Genomic DNA, 16,396 nt, shown 5'->3' on the forward strand with positions numbered 1-16,396 from the left:
CGATGGATCTCAAGACGCTCGAAGCCGCTGCCACCTGGTATGTGCAGCTCAACGATGGCGCCAGCAACGAGGCGCGCACCCAAGCTTGGCGCCAGTGGCTGCAGGCAAGCCCACAACACGCTGCCGCCTGGGCGCGGGTAGAAAAACTGCAACTGCAGTGGGCCATGGTGCCGCCGCAGGCGGCGCTGTCCAGCCTGGGCGCGGCACAGGCACAGCGGCGCGATGTGCTGAAGGTGCTGAGCCTGTTGCTGGCCATGGGCGGCGGTGGCTGGCTGGCAGCCGAGCAGGTGCCCTATCGCGCCTTGCTGGCCCAGCAACACACCCGCGGCGGCGAACGGCGCAGCTTGCAGCTGGATGATGGCTCGCAGCTTGAAATGAACGTGAACACTGCGGTGGATGTGCGCTACGACGCAAAAGTGCGGGCAATCCAGCTGTACCATGGGGAAATACTCGTTCGCCCGACCATTACCCCTGAACAGCGCCCGTTCATCGTGCACACCGAAGACGGCAGCGTACTCGCCCGTAGTACCGAGTTCAGCATTCGCAAACTTGCGCAGCAAACGCGCGTGGGCGTGCTGCAAGCGGCTGTCGATGTACGCCCGCAGCGTCACCCGGAGCGGGTGCTGCGACTGCAAGCCGGGCAGCAGGTAAATTATGACCGCGACGACTTCGCCATCACCCATGCGCTGCCCGTCAATTCGACCGCCTGGGTACAAGGCATGGTGAGCGTGAACGACTGGCACCTGGGCGACTTTGTCGAAGAACTGGCGCGTTACCGACAAGGAGTGCTGCGCTGCGCACCCTCGATCCGGTCCATGAGCATTTCCGGAGCATTCCGCATCGACGATACCGACATTGCACTGGCCAACCTGCCGAAAACCCTGCCGGTGAAAGTGCGCTACCTCAGCCGTTACTGGGCAAGCGTGGAACCTGCCTGAGCAACAGCCGCAAAAAAACTTCACCCACACCTTGCTGATTTCGATTCTCGCCCGTCCCTGACACAAGCCGCGACGACAGCGACTTTCTGCCATGACACGGAAGGATCACGCAATGCCCCATCTGCACCCCACCCCTGCAACCAAGCTGAGCCAGGCCGTGCGCTTGGTGTTGTTCGGCATGTCCCTGGCCGGCGCACCGGGCCTGCTGCTGATGCCTGGCCTGGCCATGGCCCACAGCCAGACCGCCTATCACGTCCCCGCTGGCCCACTGGGCAATGCCATCACCCAGTTTGGCGTGCAGGCCGGCGTGACCATTTCGTTCGACACCACCCAGACGCGCAGCCTGAGCAGCGCAGGCCTGGAGGGTAGCTACAGCGTCGAGGAAGGGCTGGTTCGCCTGCTGGGCAACAGTGGCTTGCAGGCGCAGCGCCAGGGCAATGGCGGCTATGTGCTGGTACCCGCAGACAACGGTTCGGCGATGGAACTGGGGCCACTGAACATCGACGCCAACCGGCTGGATGCAACCAGCGAGGGCACCCAATCGTATACCGCGCATGCCGTCACCATCGGCAAGGGCGTGCACACGCTGAAGGAAACCCCGCAGTCGGTCACCGTGATGACCCGCAAGATGCTCGACGACCAGAACCTCAACACGCTGGAACAGGTGCTGGACAAAACCCCCGGCATCACGGTGTACGACTCGCCCATGGGCGGCAAGTACTTCTACTCCCGCGGTTTCAACCTGGATGGCCAGTACCAGTATGACGGCGTGCCGCTGGACGTAGGCGGCAACTACGTGCAGGCCAACAGCTTTTCCAGCGACATGGCGTTCTACGACCGGGTCGAAATTCTCAAGGGTGCAGCCGGCATGATGAAGGGCTCCGGTTCATCCGCCGGCGGCGTCAACTTCGTACGCAAGCGTGGCCAGGAACAGGCCACCACCACCGTCACCCTGTCTGCCGGCAGCTGGAACAACTACCGCGGGCAGGTCGATGTGGGCGGCCCGCTCAACGAATCGGGTAGCGTGCGCGGTCGCGCCGTGGCAACGCTTCAGGACCGCCAGTATTTCTACGACACGGCCACGCGCCAGGACCAGATATTGTATGGCGCCATCGACTGGGACATTACCGCCGACACCACCCTTGGCGCCGGCCTGGCCTACGAGGATGCCGATGCCACCCCGTGCTATTCCGGCCTGCCACGCTACGCCGATGGCAGTGACTTGAAGCTGTCGCGTTCCACCTGCCTGGGCGCCAGCTGGAACGACCTGCAAAGCCAGCGCATCACCGGCTTTGCCGACCTCAAGCACCGCTTCAACGATGACTGGACGCTGAATTTCGCCTCGATCTATACCCACAACACCCAGGACATCGAATACGCCTACTCCGAAGGTACGGTACCGGTCGGCGCCGGCACCGCCAGCATGAACGTGCGGGCCGGTCGTTTCGACTACGACCAGGACGACTACGGCTTCGATAGCTATGTCGATGGCAAGTTCGAGGCGTTCGGCCTACAGCATGAGCTGATCGTCGGCGCCAACGCCAGCCGGCAGAAAACCCATGATTACTTCGCACTTATACTGCTGGACGGCAAGCAGGATCCGTTCAACCCATCCTCGAACTTCCCCCGCCCTTCCAAGGCCGATTATCTGGTCAACCCGAGCCGCGGTGGCAGCGTGCCAACCGATTCCACCACCACCCAGTACGGCACCTACACCAACCTGCGCCTGAAGCTGGCAGAGCCGCTGACTCTGGTGCTGGGCGCGCGGGTCAGCTGGTACCGCAACAAGAGCGACTCCTATACCGCGGCCTGGGACTACTGGGTGAACAACCGCAGCCAGGAAAATGGCCAGGTCACGCCGTTCGCCGCCGTACTGTACGACCTGAACGGCCAGTGGACCGCCTATGCCAGCTACGCCGACATCTTCCAGCCGCAGAGTGACAAAGTGAACGCCGAGCGGCAGTCGCTGCAGCCCAAGACCGGTGCCAACTACGAGATCGGCATCAAGGGCGAGTTGCTCAATGGTGCGTTGAACACCTCGTTCAACCTGTTCCGCACCCTCGAGAAACACCGCGCAGAAAGCGACTTCAACGACGCCTGCCCGTCAGGCGATGGCTATTGCTACACCGACAGCGGCAAGGTGCGCGCCCAGGGTTTCGAGGCCGAGATCAGCGGCTCGCCCATCGAGCGCCTGCAGCTACTGGCGGGTTACACCTACACCCAGACCAAGTACCTGAATACCATCGAAGATACTGACCCCACCGAGCTGACCTTCACTTCCAGTTTCATCCCTCGGCACATGCTCAAGGTGTGGGGTGACTATCAGCTGGACGGTGCGCTGCAACGCTGGACCCTCGGTGCCGGCCTGAACAGCCAGAGCGATAACTTCCGTACCACCGGCACTACCCGCGTCGAGCAGGCGGGCTACACGGTGTGGAATGGCCGCGTGCAATACCGCGTCGACCCGAACTGGACTGTCGCCCTCAACGGCAACAACCTGTTCGACAAGAAGTACTACGCCACCATCGGCGCGCCGTCCTGGGGCAACTTCTATGGCGAACCGCGCAACTTCATGGTGACTTTGCAAGGCACGTTCTAACCAGAAAGCAGGGGCCGCTTTTGCGGCCCATCGCCGTCTTGCACCATCACTCCGTTGCTTTATCTGAGGAAAGCTGTGGAACAGTTGCACGATGATCGCGGCTAGAGTCCGTTCGCCACTTCACGCTCGCCGCCCATGTATTGCTGCAAGCGGCTGCGCAGCCAGCGCTCGGCTGGGTCGCTGTCGGTGGTACCAAGCCAGACCATTGCCAGTTCCAGTGCCGTGGTTTCGAACGGCAGTTGCTCGGCCTGCAGGTTTCCCCAGCGCTCCATGCCGTGCGCGGCATAGTCCGGGCAGCAGGCCAGCAGGTCAGTCCCGGCCAGAATTGCCGGCAACGAACTGAACTGCGGCACCGACAACACCACCTTGCGTTCGCGTCCGATCTCTTTCAGCCAGTCATCGACCACCCCTTGGGTATTGGCGGTTGGCGATACCTGAACGTGCGGGCGGGCGCAGAACTCATCCAGGGTCAGTGGCGTGGCTGTCTTGTCCGCGCGCACGACACGGCCCTGCATGGTGCGCAGTACCTTGCGCTTGGCATTGGCCGGCAGCCCCTTGGTCTGGCTGATCCCGACTGTTACATCGCCTGCGGCCAGCAAGTCCGGGATACGCCAATAATCGACATGCTGCACAACCACCACCACATTCGGCGCCTCCACCCGCAGCGCCCGCAGCAGCGGCGGCAACAACCCCGACTCGACGTCGTCGGACAGGCCGATCCGGAAGGTCATCTTGCTGGTCAACGGATCGAAGTCGTGGGTCATGCTGAGGGCGATGGACATAGCGTCCAGTGCCGGGGTCAGGAGCCTGATCACCTCTTCGGCCCTGGCCGAGGGCTCCATGCGGTTGCCCACGCGGATCAGCAACGGGTCGTTGACCATCGTGCGCAACCTGGCCAGCGCAGCACTGACCGTGGGTTGGGCGACGAACAGCTTTTCGGCGGCACGGGTAAGGTTGCGCTCCTGCATCAGGGCTTCGAACACCACCATCAGGTTGATATCGGCTTTGCGCAGTTCGTTTCGGTTCATTGGCGCTCCCGGCCCGAGTTCTTGTCATAGGGATTTTGCACAAGACCGATGTTCCCACAAGGTCCACGTGGCCCTGGAGCCGCGCGCTGTCTTGCGCAAAATTTTTGATGCGTGCGCGATCCCTGTGGGAACGGGTTTACCCGCGAAGAGGCCGGACCTGCCGGCCACTATCCTTGGGCATTCACCGTTGTCTCCGCCACCACATTCGCGGGTGAATCCGCTCCCACACGGATCACGCGGCTCTCTCGATCTACGCAAACCCCTCAGGCCGTGGGGTTCCATCAGCATTACGGTTTCATCCAGACCGGCCGCTCGCCGCTGGACGGCGAAGGCCGTCCGTTCACCTTGCTGCACATGAACGTTCCCTCCGAGGCATGAACAGGGGGGCAAGCGTACTGCAGGGACGATGTCTAAATCTGGTCGTTACAGCCCATTTACTTCTCTTAAACATAGATCAAAGCAATCATTCGCCATGAATTGTCGAAGTAGAGCAATATTTGTTCAGGGTAGTTCATGTCTAGGCCACCTTTCGCAACCCGGCACCCAGCCAACGCCATATAATTGGATCCAATAAACAGGATGAACTGCATGCAAGCATTGGGAATGGATTACCGACACGGCGATGAAATTGCCAGCCATTGCCACGCTGAAGACCAGCTTGTCTATGCCGCCAGCGGTGTGATGCGGGTCAGCAGCGAGGGCGGCAACTGGGTAATCCCTGGTGGGCACGCGTTATGGGTGCCGGCCGGGGTCAGCCATGCCGTCCGCATGCAAGGCGTGGTGTGCATGCGCACCCTGCTGCTCGACGCCGGCATCGACCGCTGCCAGGTGATCGTGGTATCCGGCCTGCTGCGCGAACTGGTCCTGGCCGCTTCGCGCATGCTGGACCTGCGTGATGGCGAGCACGCACGGGCGCTGATCCTTTGCGAACTGGCGGCCGCCAGGCGCATCGATGCCTTTGTGCCCACGCCGCAGCACCCTCGTCTTGGCGCCTGGTGCGAACGCTTTCTGCAAGACCCGGCCCAGGACCTGACCCTGGAACAATGCGGTGCACAACTGAACATGAGTGCGCGCAGCGTGGCGCGACTGTTCCAGCGCGAGCTGGGTATGTCGTATGGCGAATGGCGCGCCCGCGCCCGGGTGATGCTCAGTCAGCAGTGCCTGGCTGAAGGCAAACCGATCCTGAACGTAGCGCTGGAGCACGGCTACCAGAGCGCCAGTGCCTTCGCCGCCATGTTCAAGCGCATCCTCGGCTACGCCCCCAGTGACTGGCAGAACGGCGCCATGCGCCACTCCTGAACTGTTGTCCCACTTGCGCGCAAGGTTGTCCCGCTTGCGGCAGCGCCGTCACCCCCGCCCTCGCTAACCTCGCATCACGACCCTTGAGCGACATTCGTGATGCCCTTACTGCAATCATTCCCCTTCCCTGCCCGGTTCGGCGCCGCGATCGGCATGCTCTGCATGTTGACCGCCTGCGCCCGGCCACCAACCCTTGCCGAGCCACCCGCAGCTTTGCAGGCAAACCCGCTGGCGAACGCACCGGCCGGTGTCAGCAGGCAGCCATTGCCGCAACGTTGGTGGGCGCTGTTCCAGGATCCGCAACTCGACCGCTGGGTACAGCTAGCCCTGGCCCACAACCAGGACCTGGCACAGGCCGAAGCCAATGTGCAGGCCATGCTGGCCGGTATCGGCGAATTTGGTGCGCAGCGCTGGCCATCGACTTCGGTAGGCTTTGCCGCCACCTACGGCAAAAGCACCGATGACCAGACCCTCGCCGAAGCGACCGACAGCCACGCGCCATCACAATGGCAGTTCAACCCGGGCATCGAGCTGGCCTACCAGGTGGATGTCTGGGGCCAGGTGCGCGCCGCCATCCAGCGGGCCCGGGCGCAAGCCGACGCCAGTGCCGCAGCACGGGACCTGATGCGCCTGCACGTGGTTACCCAGACCAGCCGCGCCTACCTCGACCAGTGCCTCTATGCCGCGCGCCTGGTCGAGGCGAGGCAGTCGCTGCAAACCCTCGAACGCAGCGTGCAGCTCAGCGAACGCCAGCACCGGGCGGGCGTGGCCACAGCGCTCGACAGCGAACGCCTGTCGGGCTTGCGCGAGCAGGTGCGGGCGCAGCTGCCGATGCTCGCCGCGCGGCGGCAGATGGCGCTTTACGAGCTGAGCATGCTGAGCGGCCAAGCCTCGGTGGCCGAAACCGCAACGTGCCCAGCCATACCCACGCTGTCGTTGCCGTTGCCGGCTGGCGATGGCTGGCATTTGCTCGAGCGCCGGCCGGATGTGCGCCAGGCCGAACGCGAGCTGCAGGCCGCGAGCCTGGAAACCGACATCGTCCGGGCCGACCTGTACCCGAAGGTCAGCTTCGGCGCCTCGCTGACGTCCTCGGACCATCACCTTGCCAACCTTGGCGACAGCCGCGCGGTGATGTTCGGTATTGGCCCGCTGATCCGTTGGGAGTTCCCCAACATGCAGGCCAACCGGGCACGGGTTGGCAAGGCCGAGGCGTTGCAGCAGGCGCAGGTAGCCCATTACCACAGCGTGGCGCTGAATGCGCTGAAGGACGTACGCCAGGCGCTGGCCAGATACGACGGTGAACGTCAGCGGTTGCAGGCACTGGATACGGCGCTGGTGCACAGCCAGCGTGGGTTTGCCCTCGCCCAGGGCAATTACCGCGCCGGTACGGTTGACGGGCTGGCCATGCTGGACAGCGAGCGGGAACTGATCCGCCTGCGGGCCAGCCACGTCGAGGCCCGAGGGCGACTGGCGCAGGCACAGGTCAACCTGTTCCGTGCCTTGGGCGGGCGGTAGTAGCCCGCAGCAAAAATCCATGGGGCCGCTGCGCGCCCCATCGCCGGCAAGCCCGCTCCCACAGGGATTGCACATCACCTGAGGTCAACACGGTCGAGGTGGGAGCTGGCTTGCCGGCGATGGGCTGCCTAGCAGCCCCTATATCAATAATGGAAACCGAACATGAATGTCGCCTTAAACCGAACCGCACCCGCCGAAACTGCACAACAGACAAGAGCCAGATCCCGTCGCCGCCTGGCCTGCATCACCAGCGGTAGCCTGGCAGCGATCACCCTGCTGGCCTTCACCAGCTACTGGCTCACCACCGGCCGCTACCTGGAGACCACCGACGATGCCTACATCCGCGCCGACTGGGTAGCCCTGAGCCCACGCGTGGCCGGCTACGTGGCCGAGGTCGAAGTAGCTGACGACCAGCCAGTGAACGCCGGCGATGTACTGGTGCGCCTGCAAAACCGCGACTACCGCGCGCGCCGCGACCACGCCCGTGCCGGCGTGGCCGAGGCACAGGCGGCACTGGCAGCCGCCCAGGCCAGCCGACAGGTGGCGAACGAGCGTATCTACCAGCAACAACAAGCCATCCTGCAGGCTGCAGCGGCCGTGCGCAGCGCCACCGCTGAACAACACCGGACTGAACTGGACATGCAACGCTATCGTGGCCTGGTGCGTGACGACGCTGCGACCGTGCAGCGCCTGGAAACCGCCAGCGCCCGTGCCACCCAGGCGCAAGCCGCACTGCAAGCCGCCCAGGCCGCGCTGCGCGAGCAACGCTCACAGCTGGCCATGGCCAAGGCCCGGTCAGCCCAGGCTGACGCCGAACTGCATCAGCACGCGGCAGCCTTGACCCGCGCTCAGGCCCACCGACAGCTGGCCGAGCAGGACGAACAGGACACCGTGATCCGCGCGCCGATCACTGGGGTGGTCGGCCAACGCCGCGTGCGCGCCGGCCAGTACGTGGTGCCGGGCCAGCCGCTGTTGGCAGTCGTACCCCTGCAGCAAGCCTATGTGGTGGCCAACTACAAGGAAACCCAACTGGCCCGCATGCGCCCCGGGCAACCGGTAGAAATACGGGTAGACAGCTTTGCCAGTCAGCCACTGCAGGGCCATGTGGCCAGCTTCTCTCCCGCCTCGGGCAATGTCTTCGCGTTGCTGCCATCGGACAATGCCACCGGCAACTTCACCAAGATCGTCCAGCGCTTCCCGGTGCGCATTTTGCTCGACACACCGCTGCAGGGCCCAAAAGTACTCCCCGGCATGTCGGTAGTGAGCACGGTCGACACCCGCCCTGCAGAGGTTGCCGATGCGCACTGAGCAAACCGTCTCGCTGCGCGCCTGGGTGGCAGTGCTTGGGGGCCTGTTCGGCTGCTTCATGGCCGGCATGAACGTGCATGTCACCAGCGCTGCGCTACCAGAAATCCGCGGCTCGCTAGGCGCCAGCTTCGAGGAAGGCTCGTGGATCTCCACCGCCTACCTGGTGGCGGAAATCGTGATGATTCCGCTGACGGCCTGGCTGGTGGAAGTGTTCTCGCTGCGCCGGGTGATGTGGACCGGCTCGCTGATCTTCCTGCTCGCCTCGGTGGCCTGCTCGTGGGCGCCCAGCCTGGAAGCGATGATTGCCATCCGGGTGGTCCAGGGGGCTGCGGGAGCCGTACTGATCCCGCTTTCATTCCAGCTGATCATCACCGAGCTGCCGGCCAGCAAGATGGCCATGGGCATGGCACTGTTCAGTCTGGCCAACAGCGTGGCGCAGGCAGCCGGGCCGTCGATTGGCGGCTGGCTGACTGATGCCTTTTCGTGGCGCTGGATCTTCTACCTGCAGCTGTTCCCCGGCATCGCGCTGCTGTTCGCCATCGCCTGGTCTATCGACGCCAGGCCGATGAAGCTCGAATTGCTGCGCAAAGGTGACTGGCTGGGTATCGGGGCCATGGTGACAGGCCTGGGTGGCCTGCAGATCGTACTGGAAGAAGGCGGCCGGCTGGACTGGTTCGGCTCGCCGTTCATCGTCGGCATGAGCGTGCTCGCCGGCATTGCTCTGGTAGTGTTCGTGGTGACCCAGCTGTTCGGCCAGCGTGCATTCATCAACCTGCGTTTGCTCGGCCACTACAACTTCGGCGTCGCCAGCGTGGCGATGTTCATCTTTGGCGGTGCCACCTTCGGCCTGGTGTTCCTGGTACCCAACTACCTGTCGCAGTTGCAGGGCTTCAGTGCGCACGACGTGGGCGTAACGCTGATCGCCTATGGCGTGGTGCAGCTGCTGCTAGCCCCCTTGATGCCACGGTTGATGGGCTGGACCAGTGCCAGGTTCATGGTCGCCAGCGGCTTTCTGATCATGGCCCTGGGCTGCTGGCTGGGGGCGAGCCTGAGCGCCGACAGTGCCGACAACGTGATCATTCCGTCGACGGTGGTCCGTGGCATCGGCCAGCCCTTCATCATGGTGGCCTTGTCGGTGCTGGCGGTGGCCGGGCTGGACAAGCGCGAAGCGGGTTCGGCCTCGGCGGTGTTTTCGATGCTGCGCAACCTGGGGGGTGCGATGGGTACGGCGGGTTTGACGCAACTGGTGGCGACGCGCGAGCGCTTTCACAGTGAACGTATTCACGAGCAGGTGACGGTGTTCGAGCCAGGCGTGCAGGAGCGCATCAACCAGACGGTACAAAGCTGGTTGCCGCATCAGCAGCAGATGCTGGAGGGGTTGGCGGGGACCATTCGGCGCGAGGCCTACCTGATGGCCTACAGTGATGCCTTCTACCTTGCCTGCCTGGCACTGCTGGGATGTGCGCTGGCGGCACTGCTGTTGCGGACGCAGCGGGCCACATGAGGCAGCTGTTAAACTGCCGGACATCCCGTATTCCCGACCGAGCAAAACCATGAATCCGACGCGCTACGCCACCGTGGCAAAGCACCTGATGGAGGGTATTGCCAGCGGCCATTATCCGGTGGGCAGCCTGCTGCCGACCGAGCATGAGCTGTGCGCCCTTTATGCTGTAAGCCGGCACACCGTGCGCGCAGCCATCGACCAGTTGCTCGGTCAAGGCCTGGTATCGCGTCGCAAGCGCGTGGGCACTCGGGTCGAGGCCAGCAGCCCGCGCGGGGGGTATTCGCAGTCGCTGTCCAGCGTGGCTGATATTGCCCAGCAGGCGCAGACCCAACAGCGGCAAATCCAGGAGGTGCGCCACTTCGTCGCCGACCTAGGCGAGGCGGCGCGGTTGGGGTTGGTGCCGGGGGAGCATTACTTCTGTGTGTCGAGCATTCGCGTCGATCGTGCGCATCATGCCGCGCCGCTGTGCTGGACCGATGTGTACGCCCCGCGCGACTATGCCGAAGTCATCGAACTGGCGCGCGCGCACCCCGACCAGTTGATTGCCGGGTTGATCGAGCGGCACTTTGGCCGGCCCATCGGGGTGGTCGACCAGCAGGTGCGGGCGGTGTTGCTGACGGCGGAGCTGGCCCGGGCGTTGAAGGCCGAGGCGGGATCCCCAGGGTTGAAGATCATTCGCCATTACCGCGAGGAGAATGGTGACTTGATGGCGGTTTCCGAGACGGTGCACCCGGATGACCGCTTTACCCTGGTGACCCAGATGCGCCGGGACCGTTCTCCATCCTGATCGCGCACACGGGGCCGCTGTGCGGCCCATCGCCGGCAAGCCAGCTCCCACAGGGACCGCGTCGGGCTTGAAGGCTGCGCGGTCCCGTGGGAGCTGGCTTGCCGGCGATGGGCTGCGAAGCAGCCCTCATGGCCCTGACCGACGAACCCAAGGCATAGCCCTGGCCCTGCGTTTTACATCCCCAAAACGCGTTCAGCTTCCAGCAACTGCTGCCCCCGCCCCGTGCTCACCCGATGATCCCGCGCCAGCCAGCCATAGATCGTCGGTAGCACGAACAGGGTAAACAAGGTCCCCACCAGCATCCCGCACACAATCACCACCCCCAGCCCGAAGCGGCTGTTGGCCCCGGCGCCGCTGGCGAACAGCAGCGGCAGCACGCCGAAGGTCATCGCTGCCGTGGTCATCAGCACTGGGCGCAAGCGTATCTGTGCAGCACGGACAATGGCGGCAGCACGATCCAGGTTGTCGCGCACCTGGATCTCGTTGGCAAACTCCACCATCAGGATGCCGTGCTTGCTGATCAGGCCGATCAGCGTCACCAGGCCAATCTGGGTGTAGATGTTCAACGTGGCCCAGCCCAGCGCCAGCGGCAGCAGCGCACCGCAGATCGACAGCGGCACGGTGACCAGAATGATCAGTGGGTCGACCAGGCTTTCATACTGCGCCGCCAGCACCAGGTAGATCACCACCAGCGCGGCGAGAAACGCCCACATCAAGGCAAAACCCTCCTGCACATACTGGCGCGATTCCGATTGCCAGTCGTGGCTGAAGCCCGGCGGCAATTCGGCGGCAAGCTGTTCGAGAAATGCCACGGCGTTGCCCATCGACACACCCGGCGCCGGGATTGCCTGCAGGGTGCTGGCGTTCTGCTGGTCGAACTGCAGCAGGCGGTTGGGCGCTACTTCGATATCCAGGCGCACCACGCTGGCCAGTGGTACCAGGCTGCCGTTTTCGGCGCGCACATATTGACGGTTGAGCGCTGCAGGCGTCAGGCGCTGGTCCTGGATACTCTGCGGAATCACATCGTAGGAACGCCCGAACAGGGCAAACCGGTTGAGGTACTGCTCACCCACCAGCACACCCAGTGACTCGCCTATGGCCTGCATGCTGATGCCCAGGCTGGCCGCCTTGGCCCGGTCGACGTGCACCTTGATCAGCGGGTTGTTGTAGTCGAGGTCGCTGTCCACCACGGCGAACAGGCCACTGTCGCGAACACGCTGCTTGAGCACTTCCATGGTCTGGTAAAGCTCGGGGTAGCCCTGGGCGCTGCGTAGCACCATCTGCACCGGGAGGCCGCCACTGGAGCCCGGCAGTGCTGCAACCTGGAAGGCGAAGATGCTACTACCTTCGATATCAGCCACAGCCTGCTGCAACTGTGCCTGCACCTGTGCGGCGGAACGCTCGCGGGCCTGCCAGGCACTGAGGTTGATACCACCGAAACTCACGGCCGGGCCGTCGGTTCCGTTGATGATCCAGGTATCAGTGGTTTCGCCGATGGACTTCATCACCTGGTCCAGTCTGAGGGCAAAGTGCTCCACATAATCCAGGCTGGCATGCTGCGGCGACTTGATGGCGGTCAGCACCGCCGCCTGGTCTTCCGGTGGCGCCAGCTCCCGCTGGGGCAACAGGTACAGCCAGGGCAGGCTCAGGCACACCAGCAGCGCCACGCCAGCGCTGATCCAGCGATGCGACAAGGTATAGGCCAGCACCCGCCCATAGCTGCCAGTCAACGCCGCAAACAACCGATCGGCCATGTTGGCCATCGCGCCATGCTGCTGACCGGGTTGCAACAGCAACGAACTCATCACCGGCGACAAGGTCAGCGCGACGATGCCGGACACGATCACCGCGCCCGCCAAGGTGAGGGCGAATTCGCGGAACAGCGTGCCGGTCAGCCCGCCCATCAGGCCGATCGGCGCATACACCGCCGCCAGGGTCAGGGTCATGGCAATGACCGGCCCGGCGATTTCCCGCGCCCCGGCCAATGCCGCCGCGACCGGCGACTTGCCCTCTTCGATGTGGCGGTGCACGTTCTCCACCACCACGATCGCATCGTCCACAACCAGGCCGATGGCCAGCACCATCGCCAGCAAAGTCAGCAGGTTGAGGCTGAAGCCGAACAGCAGCATCAGGCCCGCGGCGCCCAGCATCGACAACGGAATGGCCACCACCGCGATCAGCACGTTGCGCAACGATCCCAGGCACAGCCAGATCACCAGCACCACGATCAGCATCGCCTCGACCAGGGTGCGCAGCACCTCGTTGATCGACGCGTCGATGAAGCGCGCAGTCTCATAGGCCAGCGCCACCTTCACGCCGGGAGGCAGGGTCTGCTGGATTTGCGGCAGCAGTTGGCGAATACCCTCGACGATCAGCAGCGGGTTGCCGGTCGGCGTGGGGAACAGCCCCAGATGCACGGCAGGCTCGCCGTTCATGGTGGCGCTGGTCTGGGTGGCCGCCGCGCTCAGCTCGACCGTGCCGACATCGCGCAGGCGCACCAGGTCGGTGCCATCGTTGCGGATGATCAGCTCACGGAAGTCCTCGACCCGGGTCAGGTCGGTGTCCACCTGGATATCGGCCAGCACGTACTGCCCGCGCACCTGACCCGGGGTCGCCTGGTAGTTGTTGGCGCGCACGGCCTGCGCCACGTCCGCTGCCGTCACCCCGCGCCCGGCCATCTGTTCGCTGTCCAGCCACAGGCGCATGGCCAGGCGCTGGCCGCCGAACGACTGCACCTTGGCCACACCCTCGATGCCAGAGAACTGCGGCTCGACTACCCGCGACAGGTAATCGCTGAGTTCCGGTATCGACAGGCTGTCGCTGGCAAAGCCCACGTAGGCCACGGCAGTGGAGTCGCCTGCCGACAGCTCGACCACCGGGTCGTAGGCCTTTTCCGGCAGGCGATAGCGTACCTGGTTGACCTTGGCCATGGCCTCGGCCAGCGCCTGGGTCGAATCGCGGTTGAGCAGCATGCGCAAGGTGATCAGGCTTCGCCCCTGCTGCGACGATGAGGACAGGTAATCGATGCCCTCGACCGACGACACTGCCTGGGTGATCGGCTGGGTCACGAAGCCTTGCATCAGCTCGGCGGAGGCGCCGGGGTACTCGGTGCTGATGGTAATGGTCGAGCTTTCCAGCAACGGGTACTGGCGAATCGGCAGCTTGCCCATGGCAAACAGCCCCAGCAGGATGATCAGGCTGCTGACCACCAGCGCCAGCACCGGACGGCGCACGAACACATCGGTGAATTTCACGACTGCCGCCCTCCCTGGCTGGCCTGCAGGCTGTCCTGGGCCAGCGGCTCGACCGTCATGCCGTCACTGAGCTTCAACTGGCCGGACACCACCACACGGTCACCGGGGGCAAGGCCGGTAGTGACTTCCACTCGCCCCTGCCAGCGCTCGCCGGTGGTCACCTGCACCCGCTTGACCCGGGTGCCGTATTGCGCATCGTTGATGGCGACGAACACGGTCTGCCCGTAGGCGGTGTAGGTGATTGCGGTTTCCGGCACGGCCAGCACGGTCGAAGGCTGCGCGGCGTCCAGGCGCACACCGGCATACATGCCCGGCTGCAACTGCCCGGCCGGGTTGGGCAAGGCTGCCTGCACGTGCACCAGGCGCGCCTTGCTGACCACCGGGTCGACCGCTACTACCCTGGCCTGAAAATCTTGCCCGCGCGCGGCGTCCACCGTCAGTGCCAACACTTGGCCGACATGCACGTCAGGGGCGGCCTGTTCGCCCAGGGCAAAATTCACATGCAACTGGCTGATGTCCGCCAGGCTGACGATGGCCTCGCCAGCACCCAGATACTGGCCCTGATGCACCCGACGAATACCCAGTTTGCCGGCAAACGGCGCGCGGATGGCCTTTTGCGCGATCAGCGCCTCGACATGCTGCAGTTCACCGCTGGCCACATCCACGGCAGTGGCGGCGTTATCCAGGAGTTCCTGCGACACGGCATTCACTGCCCGCAGCTTGCGGCTGCGTTGCAGTACCACTTCGGCGTTACGCAACCTGGCCCGCAACTGCACCCGTTGCGCCTGCTCCGGCGCATCGTTCAGCTGCACCAGCAATTGCCCGGCAGTTACCACCTGCCCCGACTCGAAGGCAATGCGGGTAACACGCCCCGCCATTTCGGCCGCCACCTGTACCTGATTCACGGCCTCCAGCTCCCCCGAAGCAAAGGTCTGCCGTGCCAGCGGCACCTGCTCGGCCGTGGCCAGCGCCACCTTGGTCGCCGGCCACGCCGCCGCAGCGGTTGGCGGCGCACCGCTGCCCACCAGCGCACAGGCAGCGGCCAGCACCCCGGCAACAACGCCAGCACAGGCCAGTAACGTCCGTTTGTTCATGCAGTGCTCCGATCATCAGGAAAAGCGGTTGCGGGGAAGACCGGGCGGGACTATAAGAGCTCAACTTAACTTGAGGTCAACTGGCATGGCAGCGGACAACACGCGGATGCTCACAGTGGGTGAAGTGGCCAGGCGCAGCGGTGTGGCGGTGTCTGCGCTGCACTTCTACGAGACCAAGGGGCTGATCGCCAGCGTGCGTACGGCAGGCAACCAGCGCCGCTATCCCTCGCTGGTGCTGCGCACGTTGGCGATCATCAAGGTGGCGCAGCGCACGGGTATTCCGCTGGAGGAAATCAAGCACGCGTTCAGCCGTTATGCGCCCAACAGCAAGCTTACGGCGGCCCAATGGGGCGAGATGTCGACGGCCTGGCGCGAAGACCTGAACGCCCGCATTCGCACGCTGGAGGCATTGCGCGACAGCCTGGACAACTGCATTGGCTGCGGTTGCCTGTCGCTGGAGGATTGCCCGCTGCGCAACCCTGAGGATGTGCTGGGCAAGGAAGGTGCCGGGGCGCGGATATTGGAGAGGAAAGCCCGATAGCGTGGTGGCTGTCCAGCTGCCATCGGGATCGCATGAGGGCTGACAGGTGCTTGCCGACGCATTTGCAGCGCTTGTGAAATCGAGCGCCGCGCGGGCGGCGCTCGATTTCACAAGCGCTGAAAATGTTGTGGCAAGCATCTATCAGCCCCGTCCAGCCTCCCCCCTGCACACAACTGGAACTAAACAGTTACCCCCGTCCCCTAACCTTCTGCTGCTAACTCAATGCATTTCCCAGGAGGGTTTACCCCATCATGAAGCGCGAACAAATCGAAGGTGTTGCAGAGAACCTTGCAGGCAAGGCGCAGAGCGCAGTCGGTCGCCTGGTTGACGACCCGGCACTGGAAGCTGAGGGTGATGGCCGTCAGGTCGCCGGGCAGGTCACCAAAAGCTACGGTGATGCACTCGATAGCGTCTCCTCGTTCGTCAAGGCAAAACCCTTTACCGCCCTGGCCATAAGCGCCGCCGTCACGCTGGTGGTATCTCGCCTGCTGCGCCGCTGAGCGCTGGCGGCAAGCCGTCGCAACCCGGT

At 64.2% G+C, this 16,396-nt stretch carries 12 protein-coding genes and 1 pseudogene; 10 read left to right on the forward strand and 3 right to left on the reverse strand.

Features of this window, described 5'->3' with window-relative positions; genetic code table 11:
• The first annotated feature begins 2 nt into the window (after positions 1–2).
• Complete coding sequence (locus AC5O5R_RS19355) at positions 3–938, forward strand: FecR domain-containing protein (protein ID WP_172227978.1); 936 nt, start codon at positions 3–5, stop codon at positions 936–938.
• Positions 939–1,050: 112 nt separating this feature from the next.
• Positions 1,051–3,537, forward strand: a complete 2,487-nt coding sequence (locus tag AC5O5R_RS19360; protein ID WP_494514646.1) for a TonB-dependent siderophore receptor — start codon at positions 1,051–1,053, stop codon at positions 3,535–3,537.
• A gap of 101 nt (positions 3,538–3,638) precedes the next feature.
• Here the strand turns inward: AC5O5R_RS19360 and AC5O5R_RS19365 are convergent, their stop codons facing one another.
• Positions 3,639–4,565, reverse strand: a complete 927-nt coding sequence (locus tag AC5O5R_RS19365) for a LysR substrate-binding domain-containing protein (protein WP_494514647.1) — start codon at positions 4,563–4,565, stop codon at positions 3,639–3,641.
• 255 nt (positions 4,566–4,820) lie between these two features.
• Here AC5O5R_RS19365 and AC5O5R_RS19370 point away from each other — a divergent pair.
• The 6 genes and pseudogenes from AC5O5R_RS19370 to AC5O5R_RS19395 form a co-directional block, all read left to right on the forward strand.
• Positions 4,821–4,943 (forward strand): annotated as a pseudogene (locus AC5O5R_RS19370) (GNAT family N-acetyltransferase); the annotation flags it as partial.
• Positions 4,944–5,153: 210 nt separating this feature from the next.
• On the forward strand, positions 5,154–5,864 hold the full coding sequence (locus AC5O5R_RS19375) for an AraC family transcriptional regulator (RefSeq protein WP_172227982.1): 711 nt from the start codon (positions 5,154–5,156) through the stop codon (positions 5,862–5,864).
• 99 nt (positions 5,865–5,963) lie between these two features.
• Positions 5,964–7,379 carry an efflux transporter outer membrane subunit gene (locus tag AC5O5R_RS19380; RefSeq protein ID WP_172227984.1) on the forward strand — a complete coding sequence of 472 codons (1,416 nt, stop codon included), beginning with the start codon at positions 5,964–5,966 and terminating at the stop codon, positions 7,377–7,379.
• Between the two features lie 162 nt (positions 7,380–7,541).
• A complete protein-coding gene (locus AC5O5R_RS19385; protein ID WP_172227986.1) occupies positions 7,542–8,687 on the forward strand; it encodes an HlyD family secretion protein in 1,146 nt (381 codons plus the stop codon).
• Positions 8,677–10,191 (forward strand): DHA2 family efflux MFS transporter permease subunit, encoded by a 1,515-nt coding sequence (locus AC5O5R_RS19390; RefSeq protein ID WP_172227988.1) that lies wholly within the window; start codon positions 8,677–8,679, stop codon positions 10,189–10,191. Before AC5O5R_RS19385 ends, AC5O5R_RS19390 begins: the two co-directional genes overlap by 11 nt.
• A 49-nt stretch (positions 10,192–10,240) precedes the next feature.
• Positions 10,241–10,978 (forward strand): GntR family transcriptional regulator, encoded by a 738-nt coding sequence (locus AC5O5R_RS19395; RefSeq protein WP_172230571.1) that lies wholly within the window; start codon positions 10,241–10,243, stop codon positions 10,976–10,978.
• Positions 10,979–11,151: 173 nt separating this feature from the next.
• On the opposite strand, the gene AC5O5R_RS19400 is transcribed toward AC5O5R_RS19395, so the two are convergent.
• Both AC5O5R_RS19400 and AC5O5R_RS19405 read right to left on the reverse strand, forming a co-directional pair.
• Positions 11,152–14,232: a MexW/MexI family multidrug efflux RND transporter permease subunit gene (locus AC5O5R_RS19400; RefSeq protein ID WP_172230574.1), complete on the reverse strand. Its 3,081-nt coding sequence runs from the start codon at positions 14,230–14,232 to the stop codon at positions 11,152–11,154.
• The gene (locus tag AC5O5R_RS19405; RefSeq protein WP_494514648.1) at positions 14,229–15,326 is read right to left on the reverse strand and encodes an efflux RND transporter periplasmic adaptor subunit; all 1,098 of its coding nucleotides are present in this window, start codon (positions 15,324–15,326) and stop codon (positions 14,229–14,231) included. Before AC5O5R_RS19405 ends, AC5O5R_RS19400 begins: the two co-directional genes overlap by 4 nt.
• 85 nt (positions 15,327–15,411) lie before the next feature.
• Between AC5O5R_RS19405 and soxR the strand changes: the two genes are divergently transcribed.
• Positions 15,412–15,867, forward strand: coding sequence for a redox-sensitive transcriptional activator SoxR (gene soxR / locus AC5O5R_RS19410; RefSeq protein ID WP_172230580.1), 456 nt, complete (start codon positions 15,412–15,414; stop codon positions 15,865–15,867).
• 251 nt (positions 15,868–16,118) lie between these two features.
• On the forward strand, positions 16,119–16,367 hold the full coding sequence (locus AC5O5R_RS19415; protein WP_172229409.1) for a CsbD family protein: 249 nt from the start codon (positions 16,119–16,121) through the stop codon (positions 16,365–16,367).
• Positions 16,368–16,396 lie beyond the last annotated feature (29 nt).

The sequence above is a fragment of the Pseudomonas sp. 8_5_2 genome, from assembly GCF_059295255.1.